Origin of the sequence: Bacillus swezeyi (assembly GCF_030908325.1) — a bacterium.
Classification (GTDB): domain Bacteria; phylum Bacillota; class Bacilli; order Bacillales; family Bacillaceae; genus Bacillus; species Bacillus swezeyi.
The window spans coordinates 195,975-215,619 of record NZ_CP133085.1; the positions used below are offsets into that span (position 1 = coordinate 195,975).

The 19,645-nt window shown below is 40.2% G+C and carries 23 protein-coding genes, 2 pseudogenes and 1 riboswitch; of the genes and pseudogenes, 14 read left to right on the plus strand and 11 right to left on the minus strand.

The features are described 5' to 3' along the window. The first annotated feature begins 56 nt into the window (after positions 1-56). Complete coding sequence (locus RBH91_RS01135) at positions 57-251, plus strand: hypothetical protein (RefSeq protein ID WP_307893150.1); 195 nt, start codon at positions 57-59, stop codon at positions 249-251. Between the two features lie 340 nt (positions 252-591). Here the strand turns inward: RBH91_RS01135 and RBH91_RS01140 are convergent, their stop codons facing one another. Together RBH91_RS01140 and RBH91_RS01145 are read right to left on the minus strand one after the other, a co-directional pair. Continuing rightward, the gene (locus RBH91_RS01140) at positions 592-1,116 is read right to left on the minus strand and encodes a DinB family protein (RefSeq protein ID WP_307893151.1); all 525 of its coding nucleotides are present in this window, start codon (positions 1,114-1,116) and stop codon (positions 592-594) included. A gap of 464 nt (positions 1,117-1,580) precedes the next feature. Next, entirely contained in the window at positions 1,581-3,317 is a 1,737-nt protein-coding gene (locus RBH91_RS01145) for an ABC transporter ATP-binding protein (protein ID WP_307893152.1), read from the minus strand. A 212-nt stretch (positions 3,318-3,529) separates the two neighbouring features. Here RBH91_RS01145 and RBH91_RS01150 point away from each other — a divergent pair, with 212 nt between their 5' ends. From RBH91_RS01150 to RBH91_RS01175, 6 genes are all read left to right on the plus strand, one after another. Continuing rightward, a complete protein-coding gene (locus RBH91_RS01150) occupies positions 3,530-4,174 on the plus strand; it encodes a DsbA family oxidoreductase (protein WP_307893154.1) in 645 nt (214 codons plus the stop codon). Positions 4,175-4,247: 73 nt separating this feature from the next. After that, entirely contained in the window at positions 4,248-4,667 is a 420-nt protein-coding gene (locus RBH91_RS01155; RefSeq protein WP_307893155.1) for a hypothetical protein, read from the plus strand. Positions 4,668-4,741: 74 nt separating this feature from the next. After that, positions 4,742-5,266 carry an SRPBCC family protein gene (locus tag RBH91_RS01160; RefSeq protein ID WP_307893156.1) on the plus strand — a complete coding sequence of 175 codons (525 nt, stop codon included), beginning with the start codon at positions 4,742-4,744 and terminating at the stop codon, positions 5,264-5,266. A 115-nt stretch (positions 5,267-5,381) separates the two neighbouring features. Next, positions 5,382-6,257, plus strand: a complete 876-nt coding sequence (locus RBH91_RS01165; protein ID WP_307893157.1) for an aminoglycoside 6-adenylyltransferase — start codon at positions 5,382-5,384, stop codon at positions 6,255-6,257. A gap of 111 nt (positions 6,258-6,368) precedes the next feature. Then, positions 6,369-7,193, plus strand: a complete 825-nt coding sequence (locus tag RBH91_RS01170; RefSeq protein ID WP_307893158.1) for a pentapeptide repeat-containing protein — start codon at positions 6,369-6,371, stop codon at positions 7,191-7,193. Positions 7,194-7,231: 38 nt separating this feature from the next. Continuing rightward, the gene (locus RBH91_RS01175; protein ID WP_307893159.1) at positions 7,232-7,954 is read left to right on the plus strand and encodes a YjjG family noncanonical pyrimidine nucleotidase; all 723 of its coding nucleotides are present in this window, start codon (positions 7,232-7,234) and stop codon (positions 7,952-7,954) included. A gap of 90 nt (positions 7,955-8,044) precedes the next feature. On the opposite strand, the gene RBH91_RS01180 is transcribed toward RBH91_RS01175, so the two are convergent. Further along, complete coding sequence (locus RBH91_RS01180; protein WP_307893160.1) at positions 8,045-8,440, minus strand: GNAT family N-acetyltransferase; 396 nt, start codon at positions 8,438-8,440, stop codon at positions 8,045-8,047. Between the two features lie 200 nt (positions 8,441-8,640). Between RBH91_RS01180 and RBH91_RS01185 the strand changes: the two genes are divergently transcribed. The 4 genes and pseudogenes from RBH91_RS01185 to RBH91_RS01200 all read left to right on the plus strand — a co-directional run bounded on the left by RBH91_RS01185 (position 8,641) and on the right by RBH91_RS01200 (position 10,396). Continuing rightward, positions 8,641-9,351 carry a TioE family transcriptional regulator gene (locus tag RBH91_RS01185; RefSeq protein WP_307893161.1) on the plus strand — a complete coding sequence of 237 codons (711 nt, stop codon included), beginning with the start codon at positions 8,641-8,643 and terminating at the stop codon, positions 9,349-9,351. Between the two features lie 81 nt (positions 9,352-9,432). Further along, positions 9,433-9,681: a sigma-G-dependent sporulation-specific acid-soluble spore protein CsgA gene (locus tag RBH91_RS01190; protein ID WP_307893162.1), complete on the plus strand. Its 249-nt coding sequence runs from the start codon at positions 9,433-9,435 to the stop codon at positions 9,679-9,681. 16 nt (positions 9,682-9,697) lie between these two features. Continuing rightward, complete coding sequence (locus tag RBH91_RS01195; protein ID WP_307893163.1) at positions 9,698-9,889, plus strand: YbxH family protein; 192 nt, start codon at positions 9,698-9,700, stop codon at positions 9,887-9,889. Positions 9,890-10,025: 136 nt separating this feature from the next. Further along, positions 10,026-10,396: pseudogene (locus tag RBH91_RS01200) on the plus strand (glyoxalase). Between the two features lie 40 nt (positions 10,397-10,436). Here RBH91_RS01200 and RBH91_RS01205 read toward each other — a convergent pair. The 8 genes and pseudogenes from RBH91_RS01205 to RBH91_RS01240 form a co-directional block, all read right to left on the minus strand. Beyond that, a complete protein-coding gene (locus RBH91_RS01205) occupies positions 10,437-10,703 on the minus strand; it encodes a hypothetical protein (protein WP_307893164.1) in 267 nt (88 codons plus the stop codon). A gap of 57 nt (positions 10,704-10,760) precedes the next feature. Then, on the minus strand, positions 10,761-12,644 hold the full coding sequence (locus RBH91_RS01210; RefSeq protein WP_307893165.1) for a thioredoxin domain-containing protein: 1,884 nt from the start codon (positions 12,642-12,644) through the stop codon (positions 10,761-10,763). A 38-nt stretch (positions 12,645-12,682) separates the two neighbouring features. After that, positions 12,683-12,844 (minus strand): DUF255 domain-containing protein, encoded by a 162-nt coding sequence (locus tag RBH91_RS01215; protein WP_307893166.1) that lies wholly within the window; start codon positions 12,842-12,844, stop codon positions 12,683-12,685. A 99-nt stretch (positions 12,845-12,943) separates the two neighbouring features. After that, positions 12,944-14,740, minus strand: a complete 1,797-nt coding sequence (locus RBH91_RS01220) for a DUF2326 domain-containing protein (RefSeq protein WP_307893167.1) — start codon at positions 14,738-14,740, stop codon at positions 12,944-12,946. Beyond that, positions 14,727-14,978: an ABC-three component system middle component 6 gene (locus RBH91_RS01225; RefSeq protein ID WP_307893168.1), complete on the minus strand. Its 252-nt coding sequence runs from the start codon at positions 14,976-14,978 to the stop codon at positions 14,727-14,729. Before RBH91_RS01225 ends, RBH91_RS01220 begins: the two co-directional genes overlap by 14 nt. Next, positions 14,962-15,513: an ABC-three component system protein gene (locus RBH91_RS01230; protein WP_307893170.1), complete on the minus strand. Its 552-nt coding sequence runs from the start codon at positions 15,511-15,513 to the stop codon at positions 14,962-14,964. The genes RBH91_RS01225 and RBH91_RS01230 overlap by 17 nt, the downstream gene beginning before the upstream one ends. 443 nt (positions 15,514-15,956) lie before the next feature. Further along, positions 15,957-16,130: pseudogene (locus tag RBH91_RS01235) on the minus strand (DUF255 domain-containing protein); the annotation flags it as partial. Positions 16,131-16,788: 658 nt separating this feature from the next. Next, positions 16,789-16,998, minus strand: coding sequence for a helix-turn-helix transcriptional regulator (locus RBH91_RS01240; protein WP_307894607.1), 210 nt, complete (start codon positions 16,996-16,998; stop codon positions 16,789-16,791). 239 nt (positions 16,999-17,237) lie between these two features. Further along, positions 17,238-17,340, plus strand: a riboswitch (TPP riboswitch). A 77-nt stretch (positions 17,341-17,417) separates the two neighbouring features. Here RBH91_RS01240 and RBH91_RS01245 point away from each other — a divergent pair. Genes RBH91_RS01245 through RBH91_RS01255 form a run of 3 tightly spaced genes read left to right on the plus strand, consistent with a single transcriptional unit; the run spans position 17,418 to position 19,644 of the window. Next, the gene (locus RBH91_RS01245; RefSeq protein WP_076762670.1) at positions 17,418-17,864 is read left to right on the plus strand and encodes a nucleoside 2-deoxyribosyltransferase; all 447 of its coding nucleotides are present in this window, start codon (positions 17,418-17,420) and stop codon (positions 17,862-17,864) included. A gap of 14 nt (positions 17,865-17,878) precedes the next feature. Further along, a complete protein-coding gene (locus tag RBH91_RS01250) occupies positions 17,879-18,886 on the plus strand; it encodes a thymidylate synthase (protein WP_307893171.1) in 1,008 nt (335 codons plus the stop codon). Further along, positions 18,886-19,644 carry a class I SAM-dependent methyltransferase gene (locus RBH91_RS01255; RefSeq protein ID WP_307893172.1) on the plus strand — a complete coding sequence of 253 codons (759 nt, stop codon included), beginning with the start codon at positions 18,886-18,888 and terminating at the stop codon, positions 19,642-19,644. The genes RBH91_RS01250 and RBH91_RS01255 overlap by 1 nt, the downstream gene beginning before the upstream one ends. The last annotated feature ends 1 nt before the right edge of the window (position 19,645 follow it).

The window sequence follows — 19,645 nt, forward strand, 5'->3', positions numbered from 1 at the left end:
TTTATTTAATAGTAAGAGGTTGTTGTTTCGACTAACAAAAAAGGAAATGAGTTCATATGGCAATATCAATTCATAGATTACATGAATGCGATGCAGAAGAATTGTTTCAGTTTGAAAAGACGAATAGGCTGTTTTTTGAAAAGATGGTACCCAGTCGAGGGGAAGATTATTTTCAATTTAATATGTTTAAAATCAAACATAGAGAACGATTAGCTGAGCAAAAAGAAAAAAGGCAACATTCTATATCATAAGGGATCACTCAGGCAATATTGCGGGAAGGATTAATGTAGTTGATATTGATGCAGCTAATCATGCGGCTGAAGTCGGTTTAGAGTGGGACAAGAATATGCGGGGAAAGGAATAGCAACTAGCGCCTTAAAGCTGTTATTACAATCGGAATTAAATCTAAAAAACAACAACAAACAATCTTGCCTCCCAAAAGGTCTTCGAAAAAACGGTTTTAATCAAGTCTGTATCAGTGATAACGAGTTTGAAATGAACGGCCAAAACCTAAGGTTTATTCATTACATTTGGGAACGCTAAAAATTCTTCAGTGAAAATATCCGCTCGCTAAAGCGAGCGGACGTTTTGTCAGTCCGCCAAAATCCGAAGATAAGCCTTCCAAGGCCCGACATCATCCTGATACCGCTTCGCCAGCACCCTTGCGATTTGCGAGATGTGACTGAGATCGTGTGCCACCCATGTTGAAATCTGTTCTCTAAGCTTGACGACCCCAAACTCAGGGTGCACCCCCGTTTGTTCGAAGTCGGTTTCTGGATCAACGAGTTGCCGTAATGTCTCCAAATTCGCCCGCCGAAGTTCGGCAAACTCGCTAAGCAGCTGTTCAATCGTTTTCCCGGCGTTTTGATTCAACTGGCTGAAGCGGTCGAACGGCGGAAAAGTTTCTGTTTCTCCTTTTGTGAGGATCATTTTGATCCGCGGAATCCAATTATTCCTTTCACCTTCGATTAGATGCCCCACGACATCAAAGGCGCTCCAAGTACCTTCGCCTTCATGGCAGCTAATCCACGAGCTTGATAATCCAGTCAACAAATGACTCAATGTTTGCGGTGTGCGCTCCAGGATTTCGATTGTTTCTTTGAGTTGAAAGTTCATGTATATGACCTCCATATTCAATTTAAAATAAAAGGTTTGATTTCCACAATAATTGATGAGATAAGACCGACGTGATTTACATTTATTTTAATAGAACAGTTGGAAAAGAGAAACGCTTACTTCGTTATTCTATTGGGGTTGAATAAATAGAAGGTTCAAAGTTTTAACTGGATTAAAAATAAGATCTCTAGCTGAAGGCGTCGTCGAACTGAAGCACGGTATGACCTATTGATCGAATATTGTAACGGTGATCACAGTATTCGCAGGCCGCGGCCAACCTTTGTGTGATCTCCCTGAAAAGCCTGGAAGTATGCACATGAAATAAAAGGGAAAATATGAGTAGAAGAAGAGAAATCTATAGAGGTTGTTTCGGCGTATGCTCTTTATAGGTGAATGACGATTCCGATTGATAGAAAAGACAAAAAGGTATCCCAAAATTCCCTCGGGACACCTTTTTTTATAGGCTACGTCAACTGCCGCTCCGCAAACTCCCGATACAGCGCATGCGAAGCAATCAGCTCATGATGCCGCCCCATCCCGGTAATTTCGCCGTTTTCGATAAACATAATTTGATCCGCGTTTACAATCGTCGATAGCCGGTGGGCGATGACGAAGGTTGTGCGGCCTTCCATGAGGCGGGCGAGGGCTTGCTGGACGATGCCTTCTGATTGGCTGTCGAGGCTGGCTGTCGCTTCGTCCATCATTAACATTTTCGGGTCGCGCAGGAAGGCGCGGGCGATGGCGATTCGCTGTCTCTGTCCACCGGAGAGCTTGACGCCGCGTTCGCCGACTTCCGTGTCAAGCCGGTCTGGGAATTGTTTGATGAAATCAGCGGCAAAGGCCATTTCTGCTACTTCCCACAGTTTCTGGTCGTCAATTTCGTCGGCGTTATCCAATCCGTAGCAAAGGTTCTCACGGATTGTCCCCGCCATCATCGGGCTGTCTTGAGATACGTAGCCGATTTGGCTGCGCCACGATTTCATCGACAGTTCGCCGATCGGCGTTTCACCGATTTTAATCACTCCTGAGCTCGGTTCGTAAAAACGCTCGAGCAGGCCGAACATCGTCGTTTTTCCGCCGCCGCTCGGGCCGACAAAGGCGATCATTTGCCCAGGTTCGACGTCAAAGGAGACATTGTGCAGGACGGGTTCATCATTGCTGTAGGAGAATGAAACATTTTCAACACGTACCGGCTCGTTTGCAATGTCCCTTTCGATTCCTTTTTGCCCCTCCTCCTCTTCCGTATTGAGAATCTCGATTATTCGCTCTGTGGCTCCTTTTGCTTTTTGCAGCTGGGTAAAAAACATTGTAAATGATGTAATCGGAAAAACGATTTGAAAGAGATAGAGCAAAAACGCGATAAGCGAGCCTGCTGACATCGTACCGTCGGCGACGCGAATGCCGCCGTAGCCGATAATGGCAACGATGACAATCATAATCACAAGGTGCATGAACGGGGAGACGAGCGCGAAAATCCGGGCTTCCTTCAGGCCGTATTCAAACAGCTTTGAAATGCCTGATAACCCTTTTGTTTTTTCTGTATGCTCCGCGTTCGATGCTTTCATTAATCTGATTTCGCTTAATGTCTGCTGGACATTTCCGGTGAAAGAAGCCGTTTCATCCTGCAATGTTTTTGAGATGTTGTGCATTTTCATGCCGAGCGGGATCATGATGAAGGTCGTAATCGGTACCGCAACGAGCATGAGGAGCGTCATTTTCCAGTCCATGATCAGCAAAATGATCACCGATCCGACAATGGTGATGATCCCTGAAACAAACTGTGGAAAATGGTCGGAAATTAAACTCTCGACGATACCGGTATCATTGACAACGCGGCTGACTGTTTCGCCGCTCCTCTTTTCATCAAAGTAACGGACAGGAAGCCGCAGCAGTTTAAACCACATGCGTTCCCGCAAAGAAGCGACCACTTTTTGTCCGGCATAGGAAAGAAAATAGGTTGAAAACCCGTCGCAGATCGCTTGAATGATAAAAACGACTGCAAGGATTCCCGCTAAGGCCATGTTGATGGAATTGGCGGAGAAGCCGTCAACCATTTCCCTCGTCAGCAGCGGGATGGACAGTCCGACCAACGTTGTGATGAAGCTTGCGGTTAAGCCGATGGCAAGCGCCAATCTGGGAATCTTGGCTGAGAGAATCAATGAGAAGAACGGTTTTAAGCTATTTTTGTTCTTTGTTTCCATTTGATGGACTCCTTATCGATTGTAATGTACTTCAAAGAAAATAAACCGGTAACTATCAACGCCTCATACTACGATTTGAATGGCGGAAAGTTTCTAAAGCCGCAGATTTTTAATCTCATATTAAAGTATTGACAGAAGTATCAATTGTAACTATTATAGTTACATATCGTATATTTGTAACAGATGTTGTTACAAAAGAAGGGAATCAAGACATGACAATCAAAATAAAAGTATATTCCGATTACGTCTGCCCGTTTTGTTTTTTGGGAAAAGATCAGTTTGAGAAAGCGATCGAAGGAAAGGACGTCGAAGTGGAGTGGATGCCGTTTGAACTGAGGCCTCGTCCTTCTGAACAATTGGATCCGTTGAACGATCCTTCAAAATTGGCGATGTGGGATGGCGCGATCAAGCCGAGAATTGAAGCATGGGGCGTCAATATGAAGCTGCCTGAAATCTCCCCGCATCCTTATACCGATTTGGCCCATGAAGGCTATCACTTTGCGAAAGAGCACGGCAAAGCGAAAACGTACAATGACCGGGTTTACGAAGCGTTTTTCCAGGAAGATCAAAATATTGGAGACATCGGTGTTTTAACAGCGTTAGCCAAAGAAGCCGGGCTGGATGAACAGGCTTTTAAAGAAGCTTTAACCTCGAGAAAATACTGGGACGTGCAGCGGAAGGCGCTCCAACACGCTTATGAAGAAGCCGGCATTACGGCCGTTCCGACTTTTATCATTGGTAATGAGCGTATCGCCGGGGCCGCGGCTCAAGAGGTGTTTGAACAGGTGATTGAAAAAGAAAGCAAACAAAAGCTTGTTGACGGCTGGCAATGCGATATTGACGGAAATAACTGCTAAGCAGGAAAAATGATCGATTTGAAGAACCCTTTAATAGGGTTCTTTTTTATACAGGAAAGAAGAGGGAAGACAGTTGACACTCCATCATTTTATTGCAGCCGATAAGGAGCTTCCGCTGGGGAGTTTCCGGGATCAAACAGAAGAAGGTTTGATTGATATCGATAAGCTGGATCAAGGGTACGAAATGGTCAAAACAAAATTCAGCAAACCGTTTGTATATGAGGCAATAGGTTGTTTGCACAAGCCCGGAAATGGCATAAGGGCGTTATTCAGTTACATCAGCATATATATTGCTGAGGGCGAAGATATTGAAGTTTATTCTTGCTGGGATGGCGAGGAAGACAGACAAAAAGACGATCGCTTAGACTTTGTCATTCATTTAAAGACCCTTCAGTTAGGAAGGCACGTCAAGCTGAATAAAAAGAAATCCATCGATGAGATTGCCGAAATGTTTTATTTTGAGGAGAGGCAGCTGGTCAAGATCCGTAAATAAACGCGTTTTGGCACAGGGTTTTCACGGCTTTTTTCAGTTGTTTCAATTTGATATCCAATCAAGGAGGAATCGATATGTCAGCTCACAAACCGGTAAACAGCATGAAAGCGAAAGCAGAAGGAAAAAACCTCGTCATCGAGCGGGTCTTTGATGCTCCGCGGGAGCTTGTGTTTAAGGCTTTTTCCGAATCTGGGCAATTGGAAAGCTGGTGGGGGCCTAAGGGGTGGCAAACCGAAAATTATAAGTTTGAATTTAAGCCGCATGGTGTATGGCATTATTGCATGGAGTGTAAAGATGAGAACCAGGGCGAATTTTATGGGCGCAAGTCTTGCGGCAAGGCTGTTTATCAGGAGATTGTGACCTCTGAAAAGATCGTGTACACGGATATGTTTACAGACGAGGAAGGGAATGTTGTTCCCGGGATGCCGGAGATTTTGATTGAGGTGAATTTCGCGGAACACGAAGATCAAACAAAACTGATTACACGTTCTCAATTTTCTTCACCAGAGGAGCTTCAGCAATTGATGGATAAGGGGATGGTCGAAGGGTTTTCCTCACAGATGGAGCGCCTTGACGATCACCTGAAGGCCATACGCTAAAAGCGGGAGGACATATCAATGACATGTTTAGAGCATTTCATATAACCATGTATTCGGGGACCTCCAAATGTTCGTGTGTTTTGTCAAACAATCACGATATAGGAGGCTGAAGAAAATGCGTTCAGAAAAAGAAATCATGGATTTGGTGCTAAGAGTTGCAGAAGAGGACAGCCGCGTCAGAGCTGTCGGCATGAACGGTTCGCGAACGAATCCAAACGTTCCGAAAGATCCTTTTCGGGATTATGATATTGCCTATCTGGTGACAGACATGCAGTCCTTTCTCGATGATCCCGATTGGGTCGATGTGTTTGGCGAGCGGATTATCATGCAGATGCCGGAAGACATGGAGCTGTTTCCGAATGAGCTCGGCAATCGTTTTTCATATTTGATGCTGTTTACGGACGGCAGCCGGATCGACTTGATGCTCATTCCTTTAGAAGAAAAGGATCAATATTGCCGTGAAGACGGACTGACTGTCATCTTGCTCGATAAGGATGATGTCTTGCCCGCGCTCCCTCAGCCGACGGATCAGGAGTATTGGGTGCAAAAGCCGTCCGCACAATGTTTTGCCGACTGCTGCAATGAATTTTGGTGGACATCGACATATGTGGCAAAAGGTTTGTGGCGGCAGGAAATTCTTTATGCTTTGGATCATTTAAACCTTGTAAGGGCGATGCTGCTGAAAATGCTCGAATGGAAGGTCGGCATCGAAACCGATTTTTCACTGAGCATAGGGAAAAACGCAAAATTTCTCAATCGTTATCTTGATGAGAATACGTGGGGAAGACTTTTGCTGACTTATCCCGCAGCAGATGATGAACAGGTGTGGAACGTTTTGTTCCAGATGACGGATTTATTTGAGCAGACGGCTGTCGAAGTGGCTGAACAGATCGATTTTTCGTATATATTTGCAGAAGCTGACAACGTCAAGCGGTACCTCGCGTATGTTCAGCATCTGCCATCCGGCGCCAAGGAGATTGATTTTAGCTGACATGAAAGCCTTGCACACGACGTGCAAGGCTTGTTTCAATTCCCGATTGTATTTTTTCCAAGATCAGACTATGATTAAGCATAGCCATTAACTTCAGAAGGAAGTGTAAGTATGAATAACGACAGTATTCCCGGTCATTTAAGAGCGGACTGTGAGAATTGTTACGGGCTGTGCTGCGTTGCTTTGCCTTATGCAAAGTCTGCTGACTTTGCTTTTGATAAAGACGGAGGCGATCCTTGTCCCAATTTGCAGGCGGATTACCGGTGCGGCATTCATCACGATTTGCGGGAAAAAGGGTTTCGGGGCTGTGCTGTTTATGAATGCTTCGGAGCCGGTCAAAAGGTATCGCAAGACGCCTATCACGCAAACGATTGGCGGGATCACCCGGCATTGGCGGAAGAAATGTTTGCCGTGTTTCCCGTGATGCAGCAGCTTCATGAAATGCTTTATTATTTAAATGAAGCGATTCATGTGAAAGCTGCCCAGCCCATTCAAGAAGATTTGCAGATTGCTATAGAAAAAACGGAGTCCCTCAGGAATCTGAATCCAGCATCACTTCTGGATCTTGATGTTCCAGGGCATCGGGTGATGGTGAATGACCTGCTTCTGCGCACAAGCGAATTCGTTCGGGCAAAAGCGAAAAAGAAGAACCGCCGGATGAAAATAGGCAGGGGAATCGATATGATCGGCGCAAAGTTAAGGGGAGCCGACCTTCAGGGGGCAGATCTCAGAGGGGCGTTTTTGATTGCGGCTGATCTTAGAGGTTCTAATATGAGGATGACGGATCTGATTGGAGCCGATCTTCGAGACGCTGACTTGAGCGGGGCTAACCTTTTGGGAAGCATTTTTCTCACGCAAGTTCAGGTCAATTCGGCTAAGGGTGATCGCAAAACACAATTACCGCCTGCTTTAAAGACCCCTGAGCATTGGCAGTAGGGCGCTGGCCAACAAAAGACAAAAGCGGAGGCATATCTATGAAAACGTATCGCACTTTATTGTTTGATGTCGATGATACACTATTGGACTTCGGCGCTGCGGAAAACACCGCGCTGCGCCTGCTCTTTGAGGAACAGAACATTCCTTTCACAGATCAAATCAAAGCCGATTACAAAAGAATCAATCAGCGTTTATGGAGGGCTTTTGAAGACGGCGGCATCAGCCGCGATGAAGTGGTGAACACCCGTTTTTCTCTGTTATTCAAGGAATATGGCCTTGAGGCTGACGGCGCTTTGTTAGAGAAGAAGTATCGCAGCTTCCTTGAGGAAGGGCATCAGCTGATGGACGGAGCCTATGAATTGATAGAAAGACTGCACGAACAATATGATTTATATATTGTGACGAACGGTGTTTCCAAAACGCAGTATAAGCGCTTGCGTGATTCAGGGCTGTATCCGATGTTCAAGGATATTTTTGTTTCGGAGGACACCGGTTTTCAAAAGCCGATGAAGGAATACTTTGATTATGTTTTTGAGCGGATTCCTCATTTTTCTATAGAACAGGGGCTGATCATCGGGGATTCATTGACAGCGGACATAAAAGGAGGCCGGCTGGCCGGATTGGATACATGCTGGGTCAATCCTGGTGTGAAAGCAAATGATACGGACATTGTGCCGACATATCAAATCCAAAAGCTCGATGAGCTGCAGCAAATTTTATACCTTGGAAGAAAGCCTTCGGCTGTTCGGTGTCTATCTTGAGTAAGCTGAGACGTATTTTATACAACACTTCTTTCTCAAAAGCCCGCATTAAAAATCCCAATTGCTCGGAATGAACAATTGGGATTTGTTTTAAAGCGTTCCCGACAAACTGATTGATTTTGGATACGTATAATCAAAGCCAAATGTCTGATATAAACCGATTGACGGGACATCTGCCATTAAGATCACATCGGCGTCTTTTGGTGCGTTTTCCCGGAGATAGTCTGTGATTTCGTTCATGATGGCTTTCTTGATCTCTTTGTCAGGGGGTCTGACAGCAATATCGACGATTTGGAAATAGCAGCCGCCGTCCCCGACAATTCTGGCCATTCCGATAAGCTTTGACTCTTCATCCCTTATCAGGACCGAAAAAATCGAGCGGCTCAAAGCCGTTTTGGCTGAAGAGACCTCCTTTTCGCTTAGACCGGCAGCCGTTCGCAATTCGTTATACTCACTTGGGTTTGGAACTTCATAAGAAATCTTCATCATAGCCTCCTTTGTATAGATTTATCACTTTCACCATCTATTTTACAAGGTTAATGCAAGTGATAAGGTTTATGTTTATGTCTTTAATTTTATTGGGAGTTAGATTATCTTTGCACTTTAATGTTTTTCTCTAAAGTTTGTCTGGGCGATTGTGATTTGGTATAGTGAAGGTCCGATAAAACCGATGGGGAGGACCCGAGATGCGCTATTACAAACCGATTGAGATCGCCAGGGAGCTTGACATCAGTACGAGCGCGTTGCGGCATTATGAGTCTTGGGGAGTCGTTCCTGCACCCGAGCGCGCGGAGAATGGCTATCGCCTCTATACCAGTCTGCATCTGGCTTATTTCCGCTGCCTTCGCGCCATGTTTCCGGCGTTTGGCGTAGGGCTCACCTGCAAAGTGCTTCGTCATGTTCAAAACGGCGACATGGACGCCGCCTTCTGGCTTGTGAACAAAGAACAAGCCGATTTACAGGAGGAAAAAGCTGTTGCCGATCAAACGCTTGCCGTATTGCGAGATCCGGAACTCCCGATTGTTTCAGGTAAAAGGTTGAAACGCCATATGACGATCGGTGAAGCGGCTTCTCTCACAAATGTAGAAACCTCTGCCATCCGCCACTGGGAAAAAGAAGGGCTGATCTCGCCGGAACGGGATCAGGAAAACGGCTACCGCCTGTTCACACCGGTTCATATTAGGCAAATTTTATTGATTCGCACTTTGCGAAGAACCGTTTATTTTTTGGAGAACATGAAGGAAATCGTTCAGGCTGTTGAATATCAAAGCATTGAAAAAGCAAAGGAAGTCACCGAAAATGCGCTGAAAAGTATCAATCAGCGCAACCGCAGGCAGTTCTACGGTGTTTACCAGTTGGTAGAGCTGTGTAAAGAGGCAGAGCTGATAGACAATTAACTAAAGCGGTGCGATTTTCTAAAAAAATGCATGATTTTGGGGAATTCAACCAACCTAATGGGTAAAAAAGGAGCGCGGAACATGGATACAACATTAGGCTATTTGCGCGAATCACTGTCAAATCATCTTGAACATGGCACAGGACAGAGCATTTACAGAAAAATCGCATCCCAGCAATATGCGAATGAGGAAGAGTTTGTCAGACACTTGGATGAGCGGGAAATTGCTTTTCTGAATCAAGTGCTTGAACATGAGATGAAATATGCAATGAATGAACAGGATCATAAACGGACGAGAGAATTAAACGAAGTGTATGAACTGCTGTTTTGAAAGGCGGGCGGGGTAGATGGGTGCAATAGAACGGAACGGCTATACGTTTGAACCGGAGTACAGCGTGACAAGGCAAAACGGAGCGATTCATGTTTACCGGCGCGGGGAGTTTGTCGAGGAGATCCTGTTTGATTTTTGCGGAGAATTTCCAGAGCATGATTTGATCGAAGAGCTGGTGAATCATTATTGCTATAAGAATAAAATATAAAACAACCAGGCTGCCCTATTTCTTGGCAGCTTTTTTCTTTGAAGAAGCAGGATATGCACAGCGGACAAATTGTTGAATTATTGGGAATTTATGATAAATTAGTTTTGGGAAATCCTAAAGGAAGAGAGGCTATGTTATGTTTTTGAAAGGCATTGACGACCACGTACAAATTGCCGCTCCTCAAAACAGTGAGAATCTATGCAGGGAATTCTTTTCCGGCATATTTGAAATGAAGGAAATTCCGAAGCCTGAGAACTTGAGAAAGCGAGGGGGAGTCTGGTTTCAATGCGGCGAACAGGAGCTTCATGTAGGAATTCAAGAAAATTTTGCTCCGGCCGTAAAAGCCCATCCGGCATTCAGTCTTGCCGATCTAAAAAAGCTGAAAGAAAGGTTAATGGAATTGAAATAAAAGAAGATGAATCTTTAGAGGGTGCAGAACGGTTTTATATCAATGATCCATTCGGCAACCGCCTCAAATTTTTAGAGCGGCAGGAAAAAAAGAAATAAAAGCTGCCATACTTGATATGACAGCTTTTTTGACGGGGCGCTATTTTTTCTCTTTATCATAATAATGAACCGGATACATGGACTCTTCCGAAACCATTTTATTGTCTTCAATATCCTGCGGGGACGGGTTTCCTGCTTTTTCGACCGGGAATGAATCTTTGTTTTGTTTTTCAAAAAAATAAGGGATTTTTTCTTTTGCGTTTTGCATATACGCTTTCAGCTTTTGTCTGTTTGACTGATCTTTTAACATATAAGCGGCGACTCCGGCGACAACGGTGAGACCCGAAATGACGTTTTTCTGCTTCATGCTCTAAACCCCTTTCTATTGATGGATTTGTATTTGTTTTCCCACGGTCGCCGCTGCTTAAACGGATAGCAGCCGCTTAAGCGCTCCATCAATATCTGCTGTCGGCTTCTGGCAGGCGAAATTTTCGCAAATATAAACCGTTGTTTTGTCATCTATGGCTTTATAGTCTGCCGCAAAATCTGCAATTCCTTTAAAATCACCCGGCGATTCGGCTGCGAGGACGGCATAATTCGGCTGAAAGGCCTGCTGCATTGCCGCAATGATTTTCTGCCTGTCCGGATCATCCTGCTTTCCGATCGCGACAATTTCTTTTTGCGGCATCACATGACTTAACAGGCTTTGGAGAAAGTTTGCATGACCGCTTGGATAGGATGAGACGTCTCCGTGAAACGCTGAAAACATCTTCGCGACCTGATCAATCAATGACAAATCACCCGTCAGCCGCCCGAGCCGCAATAACTGAACGGCCGCTGCGCCGTTTCCTGAAGGGAGAGCGCCGTCATATACTTCTTTGTCCCGGACGATTAACGCTTCTGCATCGCTCCCGGTAAAATAAAATCCGCCATGCTCTTCATCCCAGAACAGGTCGGTCATCTTTGCAGCCAGTTCCTTCGCTTTACGCAATTCAGCCAAGTCAAATGTTGCTTCATACAATTCCAGATAAGCCCACAGCAAAAATGCGTAGTCATCGATAAATCCTTTATTTTTCACTTCGCCATCGCGGTAGCGGACCATGACGCGTCCGTCTTTGATCAACTCGTCTTCAATAAATGCAGCGGCATTCCGCGCCATTTTCAGATATTCAGGCGCACTGTAGACTTTCGCCGCTTTGGCGAGACCGGCGATCATCAGGGCGTTCCAAGATGTCAGTACTTTATCATCGACATGTGGATATGTTCTTTCCTGCCGTTTTTCAAAGAGTCTTTTTCTCGCTTCTTCAAGCTGCTCTTGAAGTTCAGCATCTGTTAATGAGAACTCATCCTTCACATTTTCCAACCTGGTATAAATCAGGTTTGGAATATTGCGCCCCTCAAAGTTCCCTTCAGGCGTGATGTTATAAACGGCGCAATATAATTCGCCAAGATCATCTCCGAGCGTTTCAAGGATTTCGTCTTTTGACCATACATAATACTTGCCCTCTACACCTTCAGTGTCCGCATCAAGCGCAGAATAAAAAGCGCCTTTCTCATCCGTCATTTCACGGCGGACAAATGTGATGATCTGCTCGGAAATCCGGCGGTATCGTTCGTTTTTCGTCAATTGATAGGCTTCTGTATAAGCGATCAGCAGTAAAGCATTGTCATAGAGCATTTTTTCAAAGTGGGGCACGAGCCATTCATTATCGGTCGAATAACGGGCGAATCCGAAGCCGATATGGTCATAGATGCCTCCGTCCGCCATGCTGTCCAGCGTTTTCGTCACGCTGTACAAGGCGTTTTCCTCACCGCTGTATTGGTGGTAGCGAATCAGAAAGGTCAGCATATGGGGGATCGGAAACTTCGGTGCGCTGCCGAATCCGCCATATGCTGCGTCAAAGCTGTTGATCAGCTGCTGATACGTGCGCTTCAGAATATCCTCGTCCAGCGACTCGCCGGATTCGCTTTTCGCTTTGATTCTTAAATTATTGGCCGCCTTTTCAGCAATGTCTTCCACGTGATCGCGGTTTTTTGCAAACGTATCAGAAAGCTGCTTCAATACTTCGACAAATCCCGGACGGTTAAAACGGCTTGTCTTCGGAAAATATGTACCGGCATAAAACGGCTTCTGCTCAGGCGTCAAAAAAACATTCAACGGCCAGCCGCCCTGCCCCGTCATCATCTGACAGATCGTCATATAAATCGAGTCGACATCAGGCCTCTCCTCGCGATCGACTTTAATCGATACGAAATTCTCATTTAAAAGCTTTGCAACTACCTCGTCTTCAAAGCTTTCGTGGGCCATGACGTGACACCAATGGCATGTGCATTAGAGTAACCAAACTAGCTATACCCAATAGATACGAGTACAGGCTTGTTCTCGCGTTTCGCTTTATCAAATGCTTCTTCTCCCCAAGGAAACCAGTCTACAGGGTTGTGAGCGTGTTGAAGTAAATATGGAGACTTCTCAGCGATTAATCTATTGGGTTTACTTTTGTATGGCATGGGATCACCTTCTTTCGAATTTAAGTAATATATTCTTTAATATACCCTCTTTAAATTATAAAATTCTTTTTGCATTAGATAAAAAATGGATTTTCAAAATTAAAAACTCATTCCAAATAGTCTGCCTTCGTTATTTTCGCGGTCATCCAATGTAATTGTTATTTCATTATCATAAATTTTATATAGGGAATCATCTGAATTTCTGGGGATGTCATCTTCTAAGGCTGTAAAGATATATTGAATTCCATTTTTAGAGCATAATTCCCTTATTTTATTAATGTATTTTATTTTTTTTGTATTTGATAAGGACTCTAAGCTTCCGTCATGATAAGCAAATCGGTAAAATTTTTCGGTAGGATAATTAATTAGAACAGCTAAATCAAAGCACACGCATAACATTTTTCTATATGAGTAACCATCGGATTTAGATGTTAATTCTGCTTCATCTATTCCTATTATTTTGGCCTTGAAATCAACGTTTTTAGAATCATTGATCTGATAAAAGAGTATTGCAGTTTCCCCTAGTATCTCTAAAACCAATTGGGAAAAATCTATCGCTATTTGCTTAAATAAATTATTGCCCTGATTTAAATGGTGTTCTATACGATCAATTATGTTTTGTAGTGCTGCTTCCTTAGCTTTAATAGCGTCATCCATTTCTTTTAAGAGATCGTAATTGTCCATTTTGCTTAATAGGTTACTAATCTCGTTTTCAACTTCAACAAGCTCCATTTGGTACTTCTTGAATTTAGTGAAGGAATCTTTTTCTTTTAACAAAGAAAGAATTTCATTACGACGCTTATTTTCTTTCCGCAACTTATTATTTACATACTCCAAGTCCTTTTGTAAAATAGCTAAGTTTTCTTCTAAGAGTAGGTTTCTTTCTTCTGTAATATCATTATTAAACTTAACTAAATCACCATACTCTTTCTTTAATTCATTTGGAAAAAATACTTTTATTTCAGAGAACAGCGTTTGTAATTTACTTATATCAAAAGGAACACTGTTTCTTAAAGATTCTTGAGTTTTCTTTATCTCATATTTTAATTTATATTCTTTACTATTTAATTTAGAGATATTCGTTTCTATTTCTTCAATTAATTCTCTATTTAGTTCTCTTTCATTCATATAAAAATCAAAATCATCGATTTTCGTTAGAAGCTTCTCTTTTTTTGCTTCACTTATATCTAACAAAGATTTAATTTGGTTTAATTGATTAAGATTAATTTTAAGTTTTTGTTCCATATCATTAAATAGTGTTAATTCATCTTTAATTTCTGATTCTTTCAAGTACTTTTCTTTAATTAACGCACCATTAAATCCGAGTAATTGAGCGATTGCTGGTTTCCATGAAGAATCGCTACCTCTAAACTTTGTTAGCTTAAAAACTTCATCATAATCATATTGTGTTCTTAAAAAATAGTTAACATATTGTCTGTAATCATATGGAAGCAACTCGCTAAATCCCCAAAAACGATTTAATATTTCCTTGGGATTTTTGTTTACATCAGACGAAGTTAAGGGAAGGTCTTTATAGTCCCAAACTAATTCCTCTCGAAAGTCTTGTTTGCCCTCGTTATGGAATTTCAAGGATATCTTAGTGTTGTTCTTCACACTTCTTTTTATTGTTATGTATTGTGAATTGTTTTTTTTAAGCTCCATAAAAAAAGTATAGTCACTGAACTTTTCGATGTTATCTTTTAAAAAGTTACCTGGTTTTAATCCTTTTAAAAACATAAAATCTATTAAATTTATAAGAGTACTCTTTCCTAAATTGTGTGAATCAGATTCAAGATTTTGCTGATTAATTACTCTACCAAGTATTATATTTAACCCATCAGTAAAATCTAAATCATTAAATCTACTGTTATTTGAATATATCTTAGATATTTTCATTCTTTAGCAGCTCCACATTATCAGAATGTTTATTGTATTTGATTGCATTAAAAGAATACAAAAAAGTAAGTGCCAAATTAAAAAGTTCCATAATGCCATCTTCATTAATTTCTTGACAAATAGCTTTATATAAATCATCATATGGGTAGATATTTTTATTTTTTAATTTCTGTATAATAATGTGACTAATATTAAAAATTGAAAGTTTTAAATCCATATATTTATGAGGTTTGATCATGTTTATCACCTATGTCGCAACTATAATACATATAATGTAGAAAAACCCATATGAGTTCTTTGTTGAATGGAAGTTCATAATTAGACTTTTCAACTATATAGTTATATATCGCATCAAAGATCTTTTCGAAATACTCGAACTCTCTCCTATTGCATACAATTTTATTGTTTATTTCTGTTGTTGTACTAAGGTACATTTTTAAAAACTCTTCATTTCTTATGTCTTTGAGAAAAATGGATATTTTTTCAAAGTGCATTAAGCTATTTTTCTTTATGTGTTCAAAATATTCATTTGAAAGTCTATTGATTTCGTTTTTTTTCTTAATTTTAGGTCGATAGAAATCTGTTGTATTTTCAATAACATTGTTGATATTGTCAGTTTCCTTAGAGAAACATTCTATAATTTCTTTTAGATCTTGTTCATAGAACCTGATAGGATGAGGATTAAAATTATAGATATGAGTTGTCTCTTTTATATCCCTACCTGCAGATTTATTATTGTTTCCAGCTATTATTTGCAGTATTCTCTCAAACATTTTTCATATCATTCCCAGCTGTTTTGTTCCCTTTTCCAATAACTAGTTGTTTTCTGGCGCTATTTGAATTGATATTTAAATTTTTGGTTATCTTTATAACTTTCCCAGCAACAAAGATGCTTATTATGAAAGATAATATTGAACACACTCCTGAAATAAAGTTAAATGTTTGCATATAAGCTAAATGTCCCCCTTCAAAAAAGTTGTTGTGGTACTAATCATCCCCTATTATAGCACTTTTTGGTGGAAAAAATCTGTTCAACCCCAAAATATCAAATATTTAAAAGGTTCAACATCAAAAATCAAGGGTTTTCAGTAAACTTTGGGAACAATCTGAAGTTATTGTTATTTCTTTCAATTCCTTCATGTATATTAACTATGCCCGATCACATGTAGATTTATGTTTATGATTAAGATAATATTTCTATCTTAGTTTCTTATTGACACCAATGGCAAGTCGAATAGCCGATGCTGACGAGAACCGGCTTGTTTTCGCGTTTTGCTTTTTCGAAGGCTTCTTCTCCCCACGGATACCAATCCACAGGATTGTGAGCATGTTGGAGTAAATACGGAGACTTCTCAGCGATTAATCTATTGGGTTTATTGTTAGTGGGCATGGGATCACCTTCTTTCCTTATTGACTATCCTTAGATTACCACAGTAATCATATATAAATTCAAAAAATGAGCAGGTTTTGGAATGGATGGATAATTGTCAATGCAAACACAACAAGCCGGCTTGAGTCAGCAGAACTGCTAACGTTACTCTGCGTACCTATTCCTGAGAAAGGGAAGTTTGAATGGAGATGCGCCTGGATTCACAGCATAAGAAAGAACATACCAAATGATGCAGGTATGTTCTATAATTTAAACAGAAAGATAAAAATCATTGAGTAGGCTAACTCTTGTTATCCTCTTATATATGTTTTTTACCAAAACAAATTGGATTAGGGATAAGTTATATATGCAATGCAAAAAGCGACAAATAATATATAGTTCTTTCCGTTATTAATGAAAAAGAAATCGATGATCCAAAGAGTAAATAAAGTGATAAAAACGATGTTGTAACTCATTGGAGCACTTTTTTTAGTATTTATTTACCCATTTCATCCTTCTTTACTTTATTTTTCGTTCTCCATATAAAGAATTGACCCCATGCTAATAGCAAATTAATCAATAAAATCCCTTCAGTAACGTCCGATGTTGTTTAATATAGCTCAGTAAAGTTCCCTCGAAGTATAAGGTAATAATGATTAGAAATAGCAAACTAAACACTTCAATTTTTCTCATTTCTGACATCCCTTTCTGATTCGAATAAAAATAATTGGTCAACTGTTACCCCTAAACAATATGCCAATTGAAAAGCAAGAGATAAACTCGGATCATACTTATTATTTTCAATAGCATTAATGGTTTGACGGGAAACGCCGCACGCTTTGGCCAATTGCTCTTGAGAAAAACCTTTTTCCTTTCTAGCATGTTTTATAACCTTTTTCCATAAAAACTCCTTTATGGAAAAGATATTTTACATATTTGTCGTAAATGATTGTTTTCATTATGTCAAACTTATTTGGCATATTTGGAAAAGGAAATGGGAAGGCAAACTGTTATCTCAGTTGTTTGATGGAATCCACTTTTAAATAATAATTAGCTGCTTCCTTTTTAATCCTATCATTGTTTGACTAATGACATGGAATAGTTTAGGATTAAAGTAAATATTTATATTTTATCCACTAGGGGAGCTTTAGAAGCTGAGAAGAGACATAAGTCCTGACCCTTTGAACCTGATTTGGTTAACACCAGCGTAGGGAAGTGAAAAAATTAGAGAGATTTTTTATCTTATCTATATTTAAGCCACTTTCCATATGAAAGTGGCTTTATTTATTTTGAAAGGATGATATTAAAGTGACAACTAAAAAAGTTTTTTTAGCAGGGCCTTTTAAAAGTTTAGTAGATGAGAATACTGGATTGATGAGTTTACATGAAAGGGGAAAGTTGGAGTCATTAATTTCTTTTTTTGAAAATGAAGGATGGTTAGTTCATAATGCTCACAAGCGAGAAGGATGGGGGAAAGATTTCATGACACCCCAACAGTGCACTAAAATTGATTTTGATGAAATAAGCACTTGCGACCTTTTTGTAGCTTTTCCTGGCTCACCGGCTTCTCCTGGAACGCATATAGAAATTGGATGGGCTTCTGCCTTGAAAAAAAAGATAGTGTTATTACTAGAAAATGATAGGGATTACGCATTCTTAATTCAAGGGTTAAATGTAGTAGCTGATGTTGAATACATTAATTTTAAAGATACTGATGATTTATTAGAGAAGATTAAAAGTATCCTTATGAAATAAAAGGTGGAATCTAAATGAGAAAGAAAACTTTTCATGAAGCATATATGGAAACCCTGTATGACATCTATTACAACCCTGAATTTTTGAATTCACCGCGTGGACAAAAAAGCAAAGAACAATTGAACTATCATCTGATCCTTGAAAATCCAATAGAACGTGTCACTTACTTACCCTCTAGAAAAACAAATATCGTGTTTAATTTTGCTGAAGTTTTATGGTATTTATCGGGGAGTAATAACTTAGATTTTATTAGTTATTACAATAAAAAAATGCCTTTATATTCAATGAATAAAAAAACATTAACAGGTACTGCGTATGGTCCTAAAATATTTGAATTTGGAAACGCAAAACTAAATCAATGGAATAGAATAAAAAATCTTTTGACACAAGAAGACATTGATTCAAAAAGGGCATTTATTCAAATATTCGATGCCTCGGAACTCTTCGTTTCTGGAAACATTGATGTTTCTTGCACAATCGGTTTGCAATTTTTCATAAGAGAAGACAAGTTATACATGTCTTCCGTAATGCGTGCAAATGATGCATTTCGAGGGATGATTAGTGATCTGTTCTCTTTTACATTTATGCAAGAATTAATGGCGAGAGAACTTCATTTAGAAGTCGGGGAATATTTCCATAATGTTGGTTCCATTCATATTTACGAGTCGGACAACGAATGGGCAAAAACAGTACTTGAGGAAGCAAAAACCCATAATGATATCTCGGCTTTTGAATTTCCTAAAATGCCTACCGGGAATAATTGGCCCTTCATCGAAACAGTTTTAGAATATGAGGCTTTGCTTAGAAAAGATCAAATTTCAATGTCAAAGCAGGATATTGAAACTCTAGACTTACCTGAATATTGGAAACAGATTCTTTTACTTTTCAGTATATATCAGCATATTGCTTATAAACGAGATATGGATCATTCTCTATTTCAAGGCTTACTTCCTATTTATCAATTTTTTGTTAGAAATAAGTGGTTTAATTATTTCTCAACTAAACAAAAGGAGGAAATTTAATGAAAACTTCTTGGAAAGAAGACAGTGTTGCTGGTAAATTCGATGCTTATAACGACGTTTTAGAACAAACATTAGGTTTTGAGTATGTTTTTCGTAAATTTGATAAAGAGGATATTAAAAAGGTGCTCGATTTTGGCTGTGGTCCCGGAAAGGTAGCATATAGGTTAGCTGACAGAATAGATTGCAATGTAATCGCAGTAGATGAATCAAGTAAGATGTTAGATATAGCAAAGACAAAAAGAAAGCATCCACATGTTGACTATCATTTAATTGAACATGATAATCTTTTCTTCTTACCAGATCATTCAGTTGATGCTGCTATGGCCTGTTACGTCTTTATTAATACAGATAGTGATCAACGTATCAAAAGAATAATGGATGAAATTTTTCGTGTGTTAAAACCGGGCGCTTCTTTTGTTATACTCGATACGAACCCTGATTCAACTGGAATAGAATTTTCAACCTTTCGCAACGGAATACCGGGGAAAGAATATTCTTATGGAGAAGAAAGAAATGAGTGGCTTCATGTTCCTGAACAAGCAGATTTAATTTTAAATGACTTTCATTGGCCGAAGTCAATGTACTATAAACTTTTATCTAATGCAGGTTTTGAAAGTGTAACTTTACTAGAACCAACGTTAAACGAAATTGACGGAGAGCAGTTAAAGGCTATCGAACAAAAATTTAAATTTAATAATTGGAAAAGTGAAAAGGAATATCCACCTTTTATAATTTTTGAAGCAGTTAAACCTACCTAAG

Excerpts from the sequence above, each read along its gene's own strand:
- RBH91_RS01190 (WP_307893162.1), top strand. The coding sequence starts at position 9,433 with ATGGATACAACATTAGGCTATTTGCGCGAATCACTGTCAAATCATCTT.
- RBH91_RS01170 (WP_307893158.1), top strand. The coding sequence starts at position 6,369 with ATGAATAACGACAGTATTCCCGGTCATTTAAGAGCGGACTGTGAGAAT.
- RBH91_RS01215 (WP_307893166.1), bottom strand. The coding sequence starts at position 12,844 with ATGCCATACAAAAGTAAACCCAATAGATTAATCGCTGAGAAGTCTCCA.
- RBH91_RS01230 (WP_307893170.1), bottom strand. The coding sequence starts at position 15,513 with ATGTTTGAGAGAATACTGCAAATAATAGCTGGAAACAATAATAAATCT.
- RBH91_RS01175 (WP_307893159.1), top strand. The coding sequence starts at position 7,232 with ATGAAAACGTATCGCACTTTATTGTTTGATGTCGATGATACACTATTG.
- RBH91_RS01145 (WP_307893152.1), bottom strand. The coding sequence starts at position 3,317 with ATGGAAACAAAGAACAAAAATAGCTTAAAACCGTTCTTCTCATTGATT.
- RBH91_RS01140 (WP_307893151.1), bottom strand. The coding sequence starts at position 1,116 with ATGAACTTTCAACTCAAAGAAACAATCGAAATCCTGGAGCGCACACCG.
- RBH91_RS01195 (WP_307893163.1), top strand. The coding sequence starts at position 9,698 with ATGGGTGCAATAGAACGGAACGGCTATACGTTTGAACCGGAGTACAGC.
- RBH91_RS01185 (WP_307893161.1), top strand. The coding sequence starts at position 8,641 with ATGCGCTATTACAAACCGATTGAGATCGCCAGGGAGCTTGACATCAGT.
- RBH91_RS01255 (WP_307893172.1), top strand. The coding sequence starts at position 18,886 with ATGAAAACTTCTTGGAAAGAAGACAGTGTTGCTGGTAAATTCGATGCT.
- RBH91_RS01165 (WP_307893157.1), top strand. The coding sequence starts at position 5,382 with ATGCGTTCAGAAAAAGAAATCATGGATTTGGTGCTAAGAGTTGCAGAA.
- RBH91_RS01150 (WP_307893154.1), top strand. The coding sequence starts at position 3,530 with ATGACAATCAAAATAAAAGTATATTCCGATTACGTCTGCCCGTTTTGT.
- RBH91_RS01225 (WP_307893168.1), bottom strand. The coding sequence starts at position 14,978 with ATGATCAAACCTCATAAATATATGGATTTAAAACTTTCAATTTTTAAT.
- RBH91_RS01210 (WP_307893165.1), bottom strand. The coding sequence starts at position 12,644 with ATGGCCCACGAAAGCTTTGAAGACGAGGTAGTTGCAAAGCTTTTAAAT.
- RBH91_RS01205 (WP_307893164.1), bottom strand. The coding sequence starts at position 10,703 with ATGAAGCAGAAAAACGTCATTTCGGGTCTCACCGTTGTCGCCGGAGTC.
- RBH91_RS01220 (WP_307893167.1), bottom strand. The coding sequence starts at position 14,740 with ATGAAAATATCTAAGATATATTCAAATAACAGTAGATTTAATGATTTA.
- RBH91_RS01135 (WP_307893150.1), top strand. The coding sequence starts at position 57 with ATGGCAATATCAATTCATAGATTACATGAATGCGATGCAGAAGAATTG.
- RBH91_RS01180 (WP_307893160.1), bottom strand. The coding sequence starts at position 8,440 with ATGAAGATTTCTTATGAAGTTCCAAACCCAAGTGAGTATAACGAATTG.
- RBH91_RS01250 (WP_307893171.1), top strand. The coding sequence starts at position 17,879 with ATGAGAAAGAAAACTTTTCATGAAGCATATATGGAAACCCTGTATGAC.
- RBH91_RS01160 (WP_307893156.1), top strand. The coding sequence starts at position 4,742 with ATGTCAGCTCACAAACCGGTAAACAGCATGAAAGCGAAAGCAGAAGGA.